General features: G+C 47.6%; 15 protein-coding genes and 1 tRNA gene. 7 read left to right on the top strand and 9 right to left on the bottom strand.

Features of this window, described 5'->3' with window-relative positions:
* Positions 1 to 115 precede the first annotated feature (115 nt).
* The gene (locus GWG06_RS13690) at positions 116 to 1501 is read left to right on the top strand and encodes a S41 family peptidase (RefSeq protein ID WP_160713867.1); all 1386 of its coding nucleotides are present in this window, start codon (positions 116 to 118) and stop codon (positions 1499 to 1501) included.
* 158 nt (positions 1502 to 1659) lie between these two features.
* Here GWG06_RS13690 and GWG06_RS13685 read toward each other — a convergent pair whose 3' ends face one another.
* A complete protein-coding gene (locus GWG06_RS13685; RefSeq protein WP_158631615.1) occupies positions 1660 to 2046 on the bottom strand; it encodes a response regulator in 387 nt (128 codons plus the stop codon).
* 171 nt (positions 2047 to 2217) lie between these two features.
* Here GWG06_RS13685 and GWG06_RS13680 point away from each other — a divergent pair, with 171 nt between their 5' ends.
* The 5 genes from GWG06_RS13680 to GWG06_RS13660 are packed head-to-tail and all read left to right on the top strand — an operon-like array spanning position 2218 to position 9660.
* The gene (locus GWG06_RS13680; RefSeq protein WP_160713866.1) at positions 2218 to 6237 is read left to right on the top strand and encodes a response regulator; all 4020 of its coding nucleotides are present in this window, start codon (positions 2218 to 2220) and stop codon (positions 6235 to 6237) included.
* Between the two features lie 2 nt (positions 6238 to 6239).
* Entirely contained in the window at positions 6240 to 6614 is a 375-nt protein-coding gene (locus tag GWG06_RS13675) for a response regulator (protein ID WP_160713865.1), read from the top strand.
* A gap of 12 nt (positions 6615 to 6626) precedes the next feature.
* Entirely contained in the window at positions 6627 to 7445 is an 819-nt protein-coding gene (locus GWG06_RS13670) for a CheR family methyltransferase (protein WP_160713864.1), read from the top strand.
* Positions 7446 to 7463: 18 nt separating this feature from the next.
* On the top strand, positions 7464 to 8045 hold the full coding sequence (locus GWG06_RS13665) for a chemotaxis protein CheB (RefSeq protein ID WP_127043268.1): 582 nt from the start codon (positions 7464 to 7466) through the stop codon (positions 8043 to 8045).
* 40 nt (positions 8046 to 8085) lie between these two features.
* Entirely contained in the window at positions 8086 to 9660 is a 1575-nt protein-coding gene (locus tag GWG06_RS13660; protein WP_160713863.1) for a hybrid sensor histidine kinase/response regulator, read from the top strand.
* A 170-nt stretch (positions 9661 to 9830) separates the two neighbouring features.
* Here the strand turns inward: GWG06_RS13660 and GWG06_RS13655 are convergent.
* The 6 genes from GWG06_RS13655 to GWG06_RS13630 all read right to left on the bottom strand — a co-directional run bounded on the left by GWG06_RS13655 (position 9831) and on the right by GWG06_RS13630 (position 15520).
* Positions 9831 to 9903 (bottom strand) — tRNA-Ala (locus GWG06_RS13655).
* Between the two features lie 53 nt (positions 9904 to 9956).
* Positions 9957 to 10376, bottom strand: a complete 420-nt coding sequence (locus tag GWG06_RS13650; RefSeq protein WP_160713862.1) for a response regulator — start codon at positions 10374 to 10376, stop codon at positions 9957 to 9959.
* Positions 10360 to 11457, bottom strand: coding sequence for a sensor histidine kinase (locus tag GWG06_RS13645; protein ID WP_127044333.1), 1098 nt, complete (start codon positions 11455 to 11457; stop codon positions 10360 to 10362). Before GWG06_RS13645 ends, GWG06_RS13650 begins: the two co-directional genes overlap by 17 nt.
* 15 nt (positions 11458 to 11472) lie before the next feature.
* Positions 11473 to 13671, bottom strand: a complete 2199-nt coding sequence (locus GWG06_RS30700) for a sensor histidine kinase (protein WP_160713861.1) — start codon at positions 13669 to 13671, stop codon at positions 11473 to 11475.
* Positions 13672 to 13673: 2 nt separating this feature from the next.
* Positions 13674 to 14786 (bottom strand): ThiF family adenylyltransferase, encoded by a 1113-nt coding sequence (locus GWG06_RS13635; RefSeq protein WP_127044335.1) that lies wholly within the window; start codon positions 14784 to 14786, stop codon positions 13674 to 13676.
* Between the two features lie 14 nt (positions 14787 to 14800).
* A complete protein-coding gene (locus tag GWG06_RS13630; protein WP_127044336.1) occupies positions 14801 to 15520 on the bottom strand; it encodes a hypothetical protein in 720 nt (239 codons plus the stop codon).
* A gap of 514 nt (positions 15521 to 16034) precedes the next feature.
* Here GWG06_RS13630 and GWG06_RS13625 point away from each other — a divergent pair.
* Positions 16035 to 16769, top strand: a complete 735-nt coding sequence (locus GWG06_RS13625; protein WP_160713860.1) for a superoxide dismutase — start codon at positions 16035 to 16037, stop codon at positions 16767 to 16769.
* Between the two features lie 140 nt (positions 16770 to 16909).
* Here GWG06_RS13625 and GWG06_RS13620 read toward each other — a convergent pair whose 3' ends face one another.
* Both GWG06_RS13620 and GWG06_RS13615 read right to left on the bottom strand, forming a co-directional pair.
* A complete protein-coding gene (locus GWG06_RS13620) occupies positions 16910 to 18535 on the bottom strand; it encodes an ArnT family glycosyltransferase (protein WP_160713859.1) in 1626 nt (541 codons plus the stop codon).
* Between the two features lie 170 nt (positions 18536 to 18705).
* The gene (locus tag GWG06_RS13615) at positions 18706 to 19380 is read right to left on the bottom strand and encodes a phosphatase PAP2 family protein (RefSeq protein WP_127044506.1); all 675 of its coding nucleotides are present in this window, start codon (positions 19378 to 19380) and stop codon (positions 18706 to 18708) included.

Here is a 19380-nt window from a genome sequence, read left to right as displayed (position 1 = left end):
TGTTTTTAGGTTAGCCGACAGTCTCCTCCCAGATAAAGTGATCCAGTCCGAATGCCGGCAACCTGTAGCATATAACCACTGAAAAACCTTTCTGAAAGAATCCTGATACGCTACCATGAAACTGCTTTTAGCCGCTTCCCTGTTATGTTGTATTATTATCACTGCAAATGCCCGGCAGCGGTGCAACTGTGAAAGGAAGCTGGACAGCCTGAAACTGTTTGTTGAAAACAATTACGCCGGATTTTCTGCCAGGGTAACCACCGCCGGGCTGCCTGCCTACCAGGCGGAATACGATACCTATCGCCGGCAGGCTGCCAGAATCAACAGTGAAAAATATTGCTATTACCTTTTAGGAAAATGGATCAACGCGTTTAATGATAAAAACCTGTATATCAGCGGAGGCCGGTTTGCCCCCGATTCCCTGCCGCTTACCGTAGACCGTGTGCGTGACCTCTACCTGAAAACGACTGCAGACATAGAAGGCATCTATCAGCAGGACAGCGTATATACGATAGCGGTAGTGAAGTCTGCCAGAGGACTACGTACATACGCCGGCGTTATTATCCATTCTGCCGTTGGCAGCTGGCAGCCGGGACATGTGAAGCTCGAACTGATACCTGCCGGATACGGATATTACGATGTTATCATGTATGGAAAAGATTACGGCGCCAGCCGGGGAGCAACTGATACCGCCGCACTGCTGGCGGCTCAGGGCTGGAAAAAAGTCGGCAGAAATGTAGTTGCTGCTCCGCGGAAGGTCACCGCAGCGGAGGTCCTGTTTCCGGAAGAAACTTCCGGCAACGCCTATTACCGGCAGCTGGACAGCAGTACCGGCTACCTGCGTCTGAAATCAGTATCTGCCGCCAGTATAGATTCCGTTATCAGCGCCCACTCCGGTCAGCTGCGCCGCAACGCCAGGATGGTACTGGATCTGCGCGATAACAACGGGGGCACTGATCTGGTATATCGCAGTATCAGACCCTTGTTATATACCGGTCCGTGGCAGCTGGAAGGCGATGATTTCCTGGCAACGCCGGAGAATATACGCCGGTTTGAACAGGAAGTAGCAGCGGCAGAAAGCCTGCCCAACGGAGAGCGGGAAAAATACCGGCAACTGATTCGCCGCAGTGATACCGCACCGGGAAAATTTATTCCATTTACGCCCGATGAAACGATCACCCTGCCGGAAGTGCTGCCTTATCCCGCCCGCATCGCGGTGATTATGAACAGGAACAGCGCCGGTGCGGCAGAACAACTGATTGTCGAAAGCCGGAAAAGCAGCAAGGTAAAGCGTTTTGGGGAACCCGCCACAGGAGCCGCCGACGCAGCCGGCTGCTGCCATAAACAGTTCTATTCCCCTGACCTTATACTCGCCTGGCCCGTCACACGATCCCGCCGTATTAATGCAGGGGAGGTGGCTGACGGAAAAGGTATTCAGCCGGATGTAAAAGTGGATCTGAGCCGGAAAGGCTGGCTGGAAGAAGTGCTGAAACAACTTTAATGCCGTTGGGAACGGCAAACTTTATATCTTAACAATTACGAACTGCCGGCCATACAATTCTTTGTGAGGCCCTTTGATATTTACGGATTTTTTGGGAAACAGGTTTCCGGCTGACAGATTTCTGTCAAAAATTTCTTCCGGAAAAAAATGTATTGTTTTTATTTCACCTCATAAGCGATGGTCCGCTCCAGTATACCTTTCAGCACCAGGTTCAATTCATGCAAACTATTCGGCTTGGTAAGAAAATAGGCTGCACCCAGTGCACGGGTTTCTTTCTTATCGGATTCGTGGGAGGAGGTAGTATAGATGATAACAGGAATATGACGCAGCTGCTCCAGTTTCTGTATCTCTGCGAGAAACTGTTTGCCGTCAATTCTTGGCATGTTGAGGTCTACGAAAATGATGTCCGGCAGAAGCCCGTTTCCGAGTTTGGTTAATGCGTCCTCCCCGTTGATGGCTTCGTTGTAAATAATATCCGGCACCAGTTCTTTTAATACATCGCCAAATATCATCCTGTCATCCACATCATCATCAATTAAAAGCACTGAGCTATATTTACAGCTATTGACCATAAGAAATTAAAAATAAAGGCAAAAATATGATTTTGTTGGTTATTTTCTTATGAATATAATTCAACTTAACTTACTGACGGGTATGAGGTTTGTATGGGTTCCATCAGCCTTTCCGGATAGTTAAAATTAAACAAGCTCTGGCGGATGAAAAAATTTTTTATGCAGCTTCCCTTACCACGCAAGCTGTTGTTAATTGCATTGGTCCCTCTGATATGCCTTATCTATTTTGGAATTCAGGTATTCAACAAGCAAAGCCAGGATATTAAAAACATCGATAACCTGCTGCTGGAAGTGAACAATACCACCACTATCATGAAAGTGGCGGATGAAGTACATATGGAACGCCGCTACAGCGTAAACTATGTTTCCGGTAATGGCTCTCAGCAGGACCTGCTCCTGCAGCGCGCGAAAACCGACATGGCTATCAACTCCGTGAAAGGTAGCCTGCTGGCGAACGACAGCCACTTCTTTCAGTATTCTCTGCTGAATACTTTAGCGAAGAAGAGAAAAGAAATAGATAATAAATCAATGCCCCAGCGGGAAGTACTGGATTACTATTCCAATCTCATATTCAGACTGAATAATCTTTCCCGGACCAACACGCCGGATGTGGCCGACCTGAAAACGCTGCAGAACGATCTTAATGCGTTATACCTGCTGGCCCAGATGGCTACCTACCAGGGAATGATCCGGATGGATATCTATTATTTCATGCAGAAGAAGGAAGTGTGGCCGGAAGATTTTTCGCGTATAGAAAATAATGCAGAAGTATATGCTTCCCTGCGGGCTGAGTTTACAGACAAAGGATCACCGGTGACAGTAAGGGATTTTGAGCAGATGGAGAAAACAAATGAATTCACCATCACCCAGGATTTTATTGCCAACACGATCCGGTCAAGAAGAATTGATACGCTGTTTAATGCGGATTCCTGGTGGGATAATTCCAGTAAGGCCGTGGATCAGCTGAAACAACTGCAGCGCAGCATCATTGAACGTGTGAGTAAAGAAGCCCGCGCTATTTCCAAAGCAGAAAACGATCTTAAAACCCGCTATCTTGTTTTCCTGGTACTTATTGTGGCGCTGGTAATTGGTTTTGTGTCCTTTACCATCAAGTCCATCACAGATAGCCTCAATATGCTCCGCGATGCGGCAGATAAGATTTCCAAAGGTATGGGCGGTATTAAAACGGGTATTGTATCGAAAGATGCCATCGGCAGCCTGGCCCGCTCCTTTGAAGAGATAGACCGCACCGGCCTTGAGCTGGCTGATGCGGCAGATAAAATCGGGAAAGGCAATTTCAATATCGGCGTACAGCCCCGCAGCGAGGAAGATGTGCTGGGGCATGCCGTGGTGCAGATGGCAGCAGATCTGAAAGAGTTAAGAAACAACAATGAGCGTAAAATGTGGGTGCAGTCAGGCATCACCCGCATCAGCGAAACCCTGCTGGCTGAAAGGGACATGGGATCCCTTACCAAAGATGCGCTCACCGACCTGGTGTTCTATACCAGGGCGCAGGTTGGTGTGTTGTATATCAGGCAGGCGGGTGAACTGCACTTCTCTGCCGGCTATGCGCTGTCTGACCAGTACCCGGCGCCTGCGGTGATTACAGCGGGCAAAACATTGCTGGGCCAGGCCATGATGCAACGGGAGCCTATGTACCTTAAAGAAACACCGGATAACTTCCTGCATATTTCCGGAGGCACCACCGGCGCGCAACCCGGTCATGTGCTGATTGTTCCGCTGGTACATGCAGGCATTGCAGAAGGCGTGCTGGAAATAGGCGCGCTGCATCCTTTCGGCGATGAGGTGCTGGACTATGTGAAACAGGCCGCTGTCAATATTGCCATTGCTATCCAGAGTACCCGCAGCAGAACCAAACTGCAGGAACTGCTGGAGGAAACGCAATCACAGGCGGAAGAACTACAGGTGCAACACAGCGAACTGGAAAGCCTGAATGTGGAACTGGAAGCGCAGACGCAAAAATTACAGGTATCTGAAGAAGAGCTGAAAGTACAGCAGGAAGAACTGATGCAATCCAACGCCGAACTGGAAGAGCGCAGCAGGTTGCTGGAAGAAAAAAATCAGATCATCGTTGAGCGTAACCTTGATATTCATAAAAAGGCAGAAGAGCTGGCACTCAGTACCAAATATAAATCGGAATTCCTGGCCAACATGTCGCACGAACTGCGTACGCCGCTGAATTCCATCCTGCTGCTGTCAAGGCTGCTGTCAGAGAATAATGAACATAACCTGAATACAGACCAGGTGGAATACGCCAACGTTATCAACACTTCCGGAAAGGGGCTGCTGACGCTGATTGATGAAATACTGGACCTGTCGAAGATCGAGTCCGGCAAGATGGAACTGGAATACGGGCAGGTATATATCGCCAATATACTGTCCAACATGCAGGCGCTGTTTGAGCCCATTGCCAGGGAGAAAGGGCTGGAACTTAAACTGGTAAAGGATGCTGAGATTCCCGAAACAATAGAGACAGATCAGAACAGGCTGGAGCAGATATTGAAAAATCTGTTGTCCAACGCACTCAAATTTACCGCCAGAGGCGCCGTAACGCTGGAAGTACGCGCAGGAGAAGTGCCCGGCACAATCCGTTTCGCTGTAAAAGATACCGGTATCGGTATTCCTCCGGAAAAACAGCAGATCATCTTTGAAGCCTTCCAGCAGGCAGATGGCTCTACCAGACGGAAATACGGCGGCACCGGCCTGGGATTATCCATCAGCCGGGAGCTGGCAAAATTACTGGGAGGCCAGATTCACCTGAACAGCGACGACAAGGGAAGTGAATTCTATATAACGTTACCGTATAAACGAAAATATGTACCTGCACCGGTAAAACCGGTACCGGTCGCGGCGGCCACCCCGGAGAAAAATGTGGTGGAAGAAGGACTGGCCGCAGGAGGTCCTTTCCTTTCTTCCGTCATACCGGCAGATATTAAAGATGACCGGGAAGCCGTACAAGCCGGCGATGCTGTCATCCTGATAGTGGAAGACGATACCTATACCGCCAAAACCCTGCTCGACTTTACCCGGCAGCGCGGATACAAAGGCGTGGTAACCGTGCGCGGCGACCAGGCCGGTGAGCTGGCCCGCAAATACAAGCCTGTAGGCATCCTGCTGGATATTCAACTGCCGGTAAAAGACGGATGGCAGGTAATGGAAGAACTGAAAAATGATCCGGCCACCAAAGCCATCCCCGTACACATCATCTCTTCCATGGAAGCGAGAAAGGAAAGCCTGCTGAAAGGCGCGGTGGACTTCATCAGCAAGCCGGTTACAGCAGAGAGCATGCAACTCATTTTTGAAAAAATGGAGTTTGTATTGCAGCGCTCCACCAAGAAAGTGCTGATACTCGAAGAAAATGCCAAACACGCCAAAGCGCTGGCCTACTTCCTCAGCAATTACCAGGTGAACTCTGAAATCAGCGGCACCGTCAATGAAGGTATTCAGCTGCTGCAACAGAAAGATGTAGACTGCGTGATACTGGATATGGGCATCCCGGACCAGCATGCCTACGAAGCGCTGGAAAAGGTAAAGGAGATCAAAGGGCTGGAAAATATACCGGTGATTATCTTTACCGGTAAAAGCCTTTCCAGGTCTGAAGAACAGCGTATCCGGCAATATGCGGATTCCATCGTCGTGAAAACGGCCCATTCCTATCAGCGTATGCTCGATGAAGTATCCCTGTTCCTGCACCTGGTATCGGAAAAAGCGCCGGAAGTACAGTCCGGCAACGGGAAGATGGCACTGCTCAATGAAGTGCTGAAAGATAAAACCGTGCTCATCGCAGATGATGACGTGCGTAACATCTATTCTCTCACCAAGGCGCTGGAAATGCATCAGATGAAAGTGGTGTCCGCCATCGACGGAAAAGAAGCGTTGCAGCAACTGGAAGAACATCCGGTGGACATAGTGCTGATGGATATGATGATGCCGGAGATGGACGGCTACGATGCTATTGCCGCTATCCGCAGACAGCCGAAGCTGGCGCAGCTGCCGGTGATCGCCGTTACTGCCAAAGCGATGATGGGCGACCGCGAAAAATGTCTGCAGGCAGGCGCATCAGATTATATTTCAAAACCCGTGGATGTAGATCAGTTAATATCCCTGTTACGGGTATGGCTATACGATAAAGGCATGAAGTAAATATGGAACAGAAACAAGTATTGATAATCGATGATGATGCACGCAATATCTTTGCGCTGAAAGCGGTGCTCCGTTCCAGAGGAATTGCCTGTATTTCCGCCACCACCGGCGAAGAAGGCCTGCAGCTCCTGGATGCCGATCACCAGGTGGGGGTAGTGCTGATGGATATTATGATGCCCGATATGGATGGCTATGAAACCATTGCCGCCCTGCGCAGTAATGACAGAAACAGGGCCCTGCCCATTATAGCAGTTACCGCCAAAGCCATGGTGGGCGACCGCGAAAAGTGCCTGGAAGCAGGCGCCGACAACTATATTTCAAAACCTATCGATGTAGATGTGTTGCTGACACAAATACAACGGTACATATCGGTATAAGCTGTGGTAAGAATGCATGTAAGTGAGCCGGAAGTGCACATGTTGCTGAACGATGTGCTGGAAAGGTATGGTTACGACTTTACCGGGTATGCGCCCGCATCCATTCACAGGCGGGTGAACCACCTTTTCCAGGCAGACAGGTTTCCGAGTTTTGCAGAGTTCCGGTACCGCGTAATGACGGACCCGGAATATGCAATCAGGTTTGTGGAAGAGATCACGGTGAACGTAACCGAAATGTTCCGTGATCCTCACTTTTATGCCACCCTGCGGCAGGAAGTATTGCCGGTACTGGCTACCTATCCGCTGATCCGTATCTGGCATGCCGGCTGCTCCACAGGGGAAGAAGTATATTCTATGGCCATCCTGCTGAAAGAAGCCAACCTGCTGCATAAATCAGTGATCTATGCTACCGATATCAACACCAGCGTACTGGAACGCGGCCGCAAAGGCATTTTCCCCATCTCGCAGATGCAGCAGTACTCCCGCAATTACATGGAAGCCGGCGGCTTGCACGACTTCTCTTCCTACTATACCGCTAATTATGAATATGCTAAATTCAGGAAAGACCTGGGCGGAAAAATTATCTTTTCTCCCCATAACCTGGTAACAGACGGCTCTTTCAATGAATTTCAACTGATTGTGTGCAGAAACGTATTGATATATTTTAATAAAACCCTGCAGGATAAAGTATTACGCCTGTTCTGTGACAGCCTGGAACCACTGGGATTCCTGGCGCTCGGCAGCAAGGAAACACTTAACTTCACCAGCGTGTCCACAAAGTTCAGACAACTGGACAACAGGGAGAAAATATGGCGTAAGAATCACCTCTGATATGAAATCAACATAACCATGGAAAATGCGCCACAACTGATACTGATAGGCGGTTCTGCCGGAGGACTCCAGGCTATCCTGACACTGTTGCCGGACCTGGATCCGCAGCTCAACGCAGCGGTTGTTATCGTGTTGCATCGCCAGAGTTACTATGATTCTGTACTTACTGAATTGTTATCTGTTAAAACACGCCTGCAGGTAAAGGAAGCAGAAGAAAAGGAAGAACTGCTGCCCGGCGTGATATACATTGCCCCGGCAGATTATCATCTGCTCATAGAAGGAGATCATACATTTTCTCTTGACTATTCAGAGAAGGTTAATTACAGCAGACCCAGTATAGATGTGACCTTTTCGGCTGCCGCATGGGCATGGCGCTCCCGGATGGCCGCCATCCTGCTTTCCGGCGCCAACAACGACGGCGTGGAAGGGCTCCGGGATATCCACGATGCCGGTGGTATTACACTGGTACAGGATCCGGACACTGCTGAAGTAGATTACATGCCCCGGCAGGCTATACTTGCCGCACCTGTACACCATGTGCTGCCGGCCTGCGAAATGGCCGCATTTATTAACAATTTTGCCGGAACAGTTGCCGGTTAAGGTATGGTTATTGAAATATAACAGTGAATATTTTTAGCGTATGATTTTAATTGTTGATGATAAGCCGGAAAATATTTTATCTATCCGGAAGATCCTCGAACTATACCAGTTCGAAGTAGATACAGCTTTATCCGGCGAAGAAGCCCTGAAAAAAATATTAAAACATAGTTATAAGCTCATCATCCTGGACGTGCAGATGCCCAGTATGGACGGCTTTGAGGTGGCCGAAGCCATTTCCGGCTACAGCAAGGCAAAGGATATCCCCATCATTTTTCTGTCTGCAGTTAACAAAGACAAGCGCTTCATCGTAAAAGGGTATGATTCCGGCGGAATTGATTACCTCACCAAACCTGTTGATCCGGATGTTTTACTGATGAAGGTAAAAACCTTCTCCCGGCTCTACGAACAATCGCAGGAGCTGAAGCAGATACAGCAATCCCTGCAGGAGGAAGTAGAAGTGCGTAAGCTGGCGCAGGCAGCGCTTAGCGAAAAAGTCAATGAGCTGCATACCACCCTGGAAGTGCTGCCACAGATAGCTTTTACACTCACCGTATCCGGCGAAATAGAATACGCCAACCGTAACTGGTTTAAATATGCCGATGATATTACCGACCTGCCGGAAACCCTGCCCATGGATAAAACCCTGCAGCAATACCTGCAGGAGACGATCATTAACGGCTTGCCGCTGGAAACGGAAGTATACCTGAAAGACAAGCAGGATAACGCTTTCCGCTGCCACCTGCTGCGTATCATTCCCGTCAGGGAAGGAGAGGAGATCGTGAAATGGATCGGGACTTTCACGGATATCGCGCATCAGAAACAGGCCAACGAAATTCTGGAACAAAAAGTAAAGGAAAGAACCGAAGAGCTGATAGAGATTAATAAGTCGCTGGAAGCCAGCAACCACGATTTGCAGCAGTTTGCCTCGGTAGCTTCGCATGACCTGAAAGAACCCCTGCGGAAAATTCAGCTGTTTGGCGCCATTCTGCGCGACCGTTTCCTGAAGATGGACCCGAATGCCATGTCATACATGGAACGCATTGTAGGCTCTTCAGAACGTATGGCCCGCCTCATCAACGATCTGCTCAGCTACTCCCGGCTATCCGTAGCAAGCATATACGAAGTAACAGACCTCAACATCGTTGTGGAAGAAATCATCAGCGACCTGGAACTGACCATTTCAGAAACCCGGGCTGTTGTCAGCGTGGAAAAAATGCCACCCATAGAAGTAGTGCCCGGCCAGATCAGGCAGGTATTCCAGAATATTATCAGCAATGCGCTCAAATTTTCCAAAAAGGATACCCCACCGGAAATCAGCATCAGCGCGGCCCTGGTAGCAGACAACCATGCAGACAGTCCCCCGGTTGCTGACGGAAGCTATTGCCGCATCATCATCCAGGATAATGGCATCGGATTCAACGAAAAATATCTATCTAAAATATTCACCATCTTCCAGCGCCTGCACACCGCAGACATGTACGAAGGCACCGGCATCGGCCTGGCCATCGCCAAAAAGGTAATCGACAAACATCAGGGCATTATTACCGCCAGAAGTACAGAAGGGGAAGGAACGGCGTTTGTTATTGTGCTGCCGGTAAGTCAGAGTAAAAAATAATTACGAATTACGAATTACGAATGAGGAGCGAAGACATAAGGGGAGAAGTAAATTCTTTATCCGCTTATGTCTTCGCTCCTCATTCGTAATTCGCAATTCGTAATTCGTAATTATATTAAATTGGTATAAATAAAAAAAGTACCGGCTTACACCGGTACTTCAATTTTCAGTGGAGGATATCGGACTCGAACCGATCACCTCAAACATGCCATGCTTGCGCTCTACCAGATGAGCTAATCCCCCTGATCCCCTTGCGGGAGTGCAAAAATATATTTTTTTCCGGAAAACAAAACATTTTATAGAAAATCTTTGAAAATTCCTTCTACGGTTTCTTTCAAATCCTTTATCAGCAATGGTTTGCGTAATAATTTTATTACCAGCGGATTGGCATTGGTACGGGTAATATCACCATAATCAAGGGAGGAAGAGACCATAATAATGTGACACTGGGATTTTATTTTGGCAGGATAGGCGTCAAAAGCCTGCAGGAATTCGAAGCCATCCATCTCCGGCATTTGTATATCCAGCAGGATAACGGTAGGGGGTATACGGGGCAGGGAAATGTTGGAAGACAGGAATTCCAGCGCCTTGTTGGCATTTACAAATGAAAGTACTGTTCTGCTGATCTGTTGAAGTGTAATCAACCGTTCATGCAGTAATAAATCAATCTCATTGTCATCTATCAATATGACACGTAGGTCAGGTATCGAATTCATTTCTATTGGGGATGGTAATTTCAAATTGGGTGCCTTCTCCGTATTTAGACTCCACATTAATGGTGCCACCTATTTTACTCAGCGCTTCTTTCACAATATACAGCCCTATACCGCTGCCGGGTTTATTGTTATTTTTTGAACGGAAAAACATCTTGAAAATATTATTCAGATGCTCGCTCAGGATACCAATGCCATTATCACGGATCGAAATGGTTGCCTTGTGCGGTTCTACTTTAACCGCCAGGTTCACCATGGGTTCAGCTTCGTCCGGTTTTTGGTACTTAACAGCATTGGAGATAAGATTGTTTAAAATAACGCTGATGCGGAAGGTATCGCCGCGGAAATCTATCATCTGCTCTACCTGCGTATGGAAACGGATCTGGGTGTTCTGGGGCTTGAACGCAGTGATGCAGTCATTCAGCAGACTGTTAAAGTCAATCTTCTCGTATTCCACTTCCAGCCGGGAGTTGCGGTAGTATTCTATGATCTTCTGAATGAAGTCATCCAGCTTCAGCACACAGGATTCTACCATGTCAACATAACCATTGGGATCCACTACAGAATTATCCAGGCGGGAAAGGTTGATAATACCCAGTACAGACATTAACGGGGAACGGAGATCATGCGAGGTGGAATAGATGAAGCGGTTTAATTCATCGTTCGTTTTTTCCAGCTCTGTAATTTTCTCTTTGAGCTGCCTGCGGGTATGATAGATCTCATACGCATTGTTGATGGTTTTGTGCAGCTCGTGTTCATCCCAGGGTTTCTTGATATAGGAGAATATATGTCCTTTGTTGATCGCATCAATGATATCATCCACGTCCGTATAGCCCGTGAGTAGTATACGCATCGGATCGGGAAGCGTATCCTTGATTTCATTGAAAAACTCCACACCTGTAGATACAGGCATCTTCTGGTCAGCAATGATAATATGCACCATAATCTCTTTCAGCAATTGCTTGCCTTCCTGTGCGGAGGTGGCGGTATATATCTCATAGCTTCTGCGAAAGCTGGCCTTAAATGCGTTCAGATTATGAATTTCATCATCGATGTATAATATTCTAATGCGGCTTTCTTTCATTAAGGGAGCTTATGGTTAAGACAAATGATTTACTATGTTGAGAGGTAAATATATAATAAATTCTGCTCCTTCGTTAGGGTTGGAATTCACTACTATTTTGCCTTTGTGTTTCTCTATAATACTGAATACGATAGATAATCCCAGGCCGGTGCCTTCGCCTACATCCTTGGTGGTAAAGAAGGGGTCGAAGATCTTTTCCTGCACCTCCCTGGACATCCCGATGCCGGTGTCCCTGATGGTAATCACGATAAAATCTCCCTCCTGCCGGGTGATGATGGTGATGGATTCTTCCCGCTGCACTGCCTTGGATCTGATGGCATTCAATGCGTTGGAGAAAATATTCATAAATACCTGGTTGATCTTGCCGGCATAGCATTCTATCTTGGGCAGGTCAGCATATTCCTTGATGATATTCACATTGGCGGGAATGCCGTTACGCAGTAATACCAGGGTAGAGTCCAGGCCCTCATGAATATCAATGGATTTGACTTCGCTTTCATCCAGCCGGCTGAAGGTACGCAGCCCCTTTACAATTTCTGCGGTGCGGGCGGCTCCGTCTTCTATTCCTTTTATCAGGGACGTAATTTCTTCATGAATATACTCGATGTCTATTTCCCGCTTGAACTTTTCAATATCCGCCAGCTCCTTCCTGATTTCAGGCTCTGATTTGGCAGACAGCTCATCATAGCGCGTCAGCAGGCTTTTCAGGTCTGCAATATCGAGCTTCAGCGGTTTGATATTGGAGGTAACAAAATTGATCGGGTTATTGATCTCGTGGGCTATGCCAGCGGTCAGCTGACCGAGGGACGCCATTTTCTCCTTCTCTACCAGCTGGGTCTGCGCCTCTTTCAGATTAGTAAGGGCTATGTTGAGATCCAGGTTACTGTTCTGCAGTTCTTCGGTTCTTTCCTGCACTTTGGCTTCCAGTATAATGTTCTGTTCTCTTACCAGCTGTTCGTTTTCTTTCGATATTTCCAGTGCAATGGCCTGTGAGGCTTCCTTTTCAGCCTTGAAGGTGTTGATTTTATCTGCCAGTGCAAATGACAGCAGGATAACTTCTATCGCTGACCCGATAACGATAATGTGACTGGTGAAGATGTTGTAGGGGATGATACCCACATCTTTCAGCACAAAACAGATGATCGCAAGGATGAATACCGTCCACGCCAGTACGAAAATACGCGCGGTACGCGACTTCCGGACTGCCTGCATGACCGCAAATACCATGATGAAGATAACGCCGGTGATGGCCAGAAAATCTATCAGCGCATAGGCGATGGAGAAGTAACCCAGCAGCGATAATACAATGGTACTGGAATATACGATGATGAACAGGGACATGACCCGGTAGGCCCAGGGCGCTTTATCCCGTACATGCAGAAAGCTCTGCACAAACAGCAGTACGGATATGCCGGACAGCGCACCGGCCCATAGCACACTCTGCTCGGTCACATAAATATTTTCGTGCCAGAAGAAACGGTATCCGAAGCCGTGCAGGCAGATCTGTGCCAGCCCCACACAGGCGATATATATAATGTAGTAGAAGTAGCTCCAGTCTTTAACCGAGAAGAAGATAAACGTATTATAGCAGATCATCACCAGTATGATACCGATGTAGATAGCCAGCAGGAGGTCGTCGTTGTACAGTTTATTATAGATTTCCCTTTCGGTGCCTGCATAGATAGGCACTAATATGGCTTCCCGGCTCTGAATACGCAGGTAGAACGTTTGTGCGGTACCGTTAGGGATATTCAGGTTGTATACGAAATTCTGATGGTTAACCGGCCTTTTGTTGAAGGGGCGCAGCTCTCCGCCCGGTATTACCTGATATTTCCCGGTAGAATCCGGGTAATAGAGATCTATCAGGTCCAGGATAGGGTAGGTAACGTTCAGCATCAGGTGGGCAGACGGGGTAGTATTGCTGATGGTGAAACGCAGCCAGATGGCATCCTGGGTGAGCCCGAAATTGGGGATCTGCTTGTTGAGCTTTTTGAAGGCAGGGGAATTTTCAATTTCCGGGAACTGCATGTTGCCTTCCGCATCCAGCAGGTATTCCAGCTGGCCGTATTCCGCCAGTTGGATGGAATGATTGGGGGCAATGGTAATGGTATCTGCCTGGGCGGGCATGTAGCGGATCATTACTAACAGTAACAGGCACACGAATTTGTAAAGTGCCGGTTTGGTCAGGTGTAGCATTGTCTTATAATCAATCATTTTTATCGGTTAAAAATATGATCCAGGTCCACATAATAACGGCCGGAGCTGATATTTCTGTCAAGTCCCAGCTCGCGGCAGACGTGTGCAATGGCTGCGCCGCCAAGCATCACAGCAGAAGCCAGCTGGGGCCAGGTAGTAATGGTTTTGCCTATTTCCTGCAGGGAAGACTGCATTCTGGGTGAAAGCCGGCTTATATTCACGATGCTGTCTACCAGCTGCATTCTTTCAGGGCCTTGCATCAGGCGGACTTTTTCCGGCGTGATGTCTTCCGGTATACGTCCATGCAAGATAGGTAAATCAGGGTGCAGATCAAACCGTTCCACATCTACCATGCCGCGGTCGCTGGTATCCATCAGCACCGGTATGCGGAGTGCGCGGGCCTTATGCCGGGCCAGCAGTTTAACATCCAGGCTGTCGCATTCTTCTATCAGTATGTCCAGCCGGCCGCCCTGTGTCAGAAAATCATGGATGTTTCCTTCATGGATGCCTTCTTCATAACAGATAACCCGCAGGAAAGGATCAATTTCTGCTATTTCCCTGGCTACCAATACTGTTTTGCGGACACCGAGGTGCTGCACGCCAGTGCGGATCCTGTTCATATTGCTGAGATCCAGCCGGTCGAAATCCGCGATCCGCAACTCGCCGCAGAGCCTTTCCATAGCAATGGCAACTGCTACAGCCTGGCCTACGGATAATCCAATCACGCCCAGTTTCCGGGTATGCAGCAGTTGTCTTTCTGCTTCCGTTATCTTCTGTTTATTTCTGCTGGTGCGGAGCCAGATGAACTCGTTTTCATCGAGCAGGTGTACCACGCACGACAGCCAGGGGTAGTATACCCATACGCCGTAAGCGGCTGCCGGGGTAGCGCCGAGGTGTGCGGCTATCCGTTCCTGAACGGCTTCGTCGGTCAGCCGCTCTGCCGGATGCTGTAGTTTTATCAGCTCAGCCAGTTGCGTCTGTATCTCGTCAGACACCCGGATGTGTGGCTGCTGCTGCAACAGGTTGGTCAGGTCTGCTAACTGAACAGGATCCTGTAACCTGAAAAATCTTACCTTATAATCATCATTCAAACGTTTGCTTTGCTGAATCGCATGTACTATCGTGTTGTTCATCTTGATATCATTTACTAGGTGAACAGCGGTATGTCGCTGGTGGCAGAGATAATGCGAAGATCGTAATCTACCTGCATTTCACCTTTAGGACCTCTTTCTATTATGGTTTGTACGGGGTTGTGACGCAGACTCATCATACGGTCTCTGTCTTCAGGATGGGCGCTTTTCAGTTCCAGGGGATCGTGCAGGATCAGGGCGGTAGCTATCAGGTCTTCCTTGGGGTAGTAAAAAGTACCCTGGTTACCGATGTTGGTCATGATCTGGTAACCGGTTCTGATGCTGTTTCTGAAGGTAGCCTGTGCGCAGAAACCGAGGAAGGTAGTCACCGGCAACTGGTTCAGTACGGCATTCACCACACGGAAGAGCACGATGCTGCCAATGCCCCAGCCGGCTACTTCGCGTGAATTCCAGAGTCCGCAGAACTCGCCCGTACCGCCGGCGTCCGCCAGCTCCTTTACAATACTGTAAATCCGGGGATCCATGGCATTAATAGCCGATTCAATGGGTAAGGGCACGCTCCCGCCTGCCAGCTGAATCCTGCACCCGCCATACGTTTTCGTATAGTCGTCACTGCTAACTGTGATGATATAGGTGTATGGCTCGTACATCCAGTCTACATTGGCAGACGTAACCTTGGTCACGCCATAAGCTTCAAGCACTTTCCGGTGGCCTGCTATATACTGCAAACATTCTTCAGGATACTCTATCGCCTTGAATACTCTTACCTTAAGCATGTACGGAAATGCTTTAAAAATTAGTTTTAATCTGTAAGCCAGGGCATTTGGCTATATGTTTAGTGTTAATTATGGATGATGAATATAACAGCAATTCAACAAAAGAGCGCTCTTATTCTGATGGCGGTGCAAAACTGACCGGTATATCCGGTGTGAAAATTTTTTGTTTGCTGATTCAAACAGTGGGGGATTGCATCTCTATCTCCGCAGTTAGCATCGCCCGGGATAAATAGTTCCATTTGTTGAAAAATTAAATAATGCTCTACTTCTTTTCACATGAAGGTAGTGGTAAAATAGTATTATTTCCAGAATTTCCCACCCCTCAGACCCCGTTTTTTACCACTGTCTCCCGCTAAAGCCTATACTGTTGCTGGTATTCAATGGTATATATAGATGTAAATATTTTGAGGAATTGCCGCCTGTTATCTGTTGGTGTAAAATTTGCAGCTTTTTAATCCGTTAACAATTAGATTTGTAACTCATCTTTGAAAAGTCAAATTACAATACTTGCCATATGAACAAGAGAGAATTCATAAAGCTGACCAGCCTGGCTGGTGTGGCTGCCCTCAGCGGCCCGCTCAGCAGCCTTGCTGCTGTAGCCCCTTCCGCAGGAAAACCCTCAGGTAACGATCCTAAAGCGCCTTTTACAGTACCCGCACTTACGTATGCCTACGATGCCCTGGAGCCATACATCGACAAACTTACCATGGAAATTCATCATGATAAGCATCATGGCGCCTACGTGAAAAACCTGAACGAAGCAGTGAACGGTACACCCTTCGCTACCCTCACCCTCGAAGAAATACTGGCGAAAGTAACTGATAAAGACAAAGCCATCCGTAACAACGGCGGCGGTCACTATAACCACTCCCTGTTCTGGACCTTACTGTCTCCTAAAAAGACAAATCCGTCTGATAAGCTGAAAAGTGCCATCAACAAGCATTTCGGTTCCTTCGAACAATTCCAGGCCAAATTCAGCGATGCTGCCAAAACCCAATTCGGCTCCGGCTGGGCATGGCTCATCGTGACGCCCGATAAAAAACTGGCAGTCATCAATACGCCTAACCAGGATAACCCGCTCATGCGCAACATCGTGAAAGATCTGGGAACTCCCATCCTCGCACTGGACGTATGGGAACACGCCTACTACCTGAAATACCAGAACAAACGTCCCGATTATATCAGCGCCTTCTGGAACGTAGTAAACTGGGAAGAAGTAGATAAACGATACCATAATGCTTTAAAATAAATTACGAATTGCGAATTACGAATTGCGAATGTAAGCGAATATAAAAGCGAAGAACCCGTCTGGATCTAACCAGACGGGTTCTTCGCTTTTATATTCGCTTACATTCGCAATTCGTAATTCGCAATTCGTAATTTATTTTTCTATTTTCTTTTCAAAAACACAAACCCGTTCTTCTCTCCGATCACTTCCAGGTTGGGATGATGAATAAATTCTTCGGCATCAGTGATACGGCAGATAAAATATGCGGGCTTGTCTATTTTGCCGTTGAGCAGCCAGCCGGTATTATAGTAGTCCGGATTGCTGTGCGGCATCTCCCGGCTGTAGTAATGCTGGGCATAACTGTGATACCCCAACGCTTTTACATATACGTCTTTACCCTGGAGGGATTTGAAAAAGTCGATGGCAGCACCCTGGGAATAGCGTTCCACTTTAGGCACAAAATGTACAACAGTTACCTGGATAACCAGTATGGTGCTGATGAAAAGGCAGATGAGCCCGTTGGTGGTTTTATGGCGTATTAGTAGTATGGCGCTGATAATCACCAGCAATACATACCCCAGGCCATAGCAGGCTTCTGCGGCGGACCACTGCACCTGTGCCTGCAGATTGGCGACAGCAAATTTATCACCGATATAGGGGATGAGCTTATCTTTATACAGGCCTGCCAGCGGCAGGGCCGCAATGGCAATACCCAGCACTATACCGATTACCAGCAACAGCGCAATATTCCATCCGCGCATCCTGATTTTGCCTTCCGACAATTTATATACCTGTACCGCCGCCAGGAACGTGAGCGGGAAGTAACACAGGGAAGAATAATGTACAATCTTGGTTTTTACAATAGAGAAGAGAATCAGCACTACCCAGAATAATACCCACATCCACACTTTGAAATCCTTCATTTCAGCAACAGCAGGAGTATTGTTGTAGATAGATTTTTTCTTTCCCTGGAAATAGGTGAACAGAAAGGCACTGGCAGGAAAGCAGCCTAACAGCAACACTATCCAGTGATAGAAGAACGGACCGCCATGGCCGGCATCTTCTGTGGTCAGCAGCCTGATCTGGTATTGTACAAATTCATTGACAAACCACCAGCCATGAGATAATATTTCATATCCGAACCATAGCAGGGTAGTCAGACAGGCAAACAAGGCAATAAGGCCCAGGTGGGAGAATTTAAGATGTATCCTGCCTTTATTCCAGACCCAGTAAACCAGCAGAGTCAGCATTGCTACGAGTATCGCTACCGGACCTTTGGTGAGTACTGCCAGCCCCAGAAATACACCGCTCAGTATCGCCATATTCAGCGCCCTGGCGCTGTAAGTCACACGATAAGCAAAATAAATAGCCAGGAAAATGAATAAGTTAAAGGTCGGATCAATAATCCCTGATTTGAAATAAAAATGAGGCAACCAGGAACCTGCATAGATAAGGACCCACCATAAGCCGAATTTATCATCAGTCAGTTTTTTACCAATGGCAAACAGGCTGACCAGCGTGGCAATTCCTATAACAGCATTCGGAAAACGCGCCGCAAAATCATTCACCCCGAATAACAACATGGATCCCGCCTGCATCCAGATAAACAACGGCGGTTTTTCCCAGAAAGGCCGGAAATCAATCTGTACCTGACTATAGTTATGGCTGACAATCATTTCCCGGGCGGCTTCAGCAAAATTTATCTCATCCCAGTCAAACAGATGTACTGCCCCCAGGAACGGTATAAATAACAGGGCAGCAATTAGAGCAATCAACAGGTACTTCATCAAAAAAAATTATAATTTTTTTAATTACGAATTACAAATTGCGAATTACGAATGTAGAAGCGAAGATTACAACGAAGATGAAAGGTGGTACTTAATACTTATCCCCTTTCATCTTCGTTGTAATCTTCGCTTCTACATTCGTAATTCGCAATTTGTAATTCGTAATTATTTTATGCCGGTGCGTTGGCTTTCAGCATTGCTTCTGCACACAGTTCCGGTGATTCGGTGGAATCGCGGAATTTGAAAAATCCAAATACGATAATAGTGCACAGCGTGCCCACAATACTGCCTACATACACATCAGCAAAGAAGTGCTGAGCCAGGTATATACGTGAGTAAGCCGCTGTCAGCGCTATGAATACAAACAGCGCACCCAGTTTTTTATTGCGTACGATCAGGCTCAGAAAGCTGAACATGCCGAATGCAACGGCGGAATGCCCGGAAGGAAAGCTGCAGCTGCTGTGAACAGTAACCCATTTAACGGTATGTACCAGGGTAGCGGCTTCGTCTCCGAAAAAACTGATAGGACGGGGTGCATTAAAGTAGTGTTTACCTATCTGCACAATAATGGCTGTCATCAGAAAGGCAGCCAGCCCGATGAAGAAAATCCTGAATTTCTGCATGATAAGCATCAGCAGCAGGATTGCTCCAAACATAATTCCATCTCCCAGGTAAGTGACACCTGTGATCAATACGTCTCCTACAGCAGAGTGTTGTCCGTTGATACCAAGGAATAACTCCCTCTGACTATAGGTTGCCAGCATTACTCCGCCTACTATTATCCATAGTAGAAACGGCAGAAAGAAATAAGCATTCTTTCTGAACAGTGTAAACAGCGTTTTCAA

The sequence above is a fragment of the Chitinophaga solisilvae genome (assembly GCF_009928525.1).
Lineage (GTDB): Bacteria > Bacteroidota > Bacteroidia > Chitinophagales > Chitinophagaceae > Chitinophaga > Chitinophaga solisilvae.
This window is presented reverse-complemented; position numbering and strand designations above follow the sequence as displayed.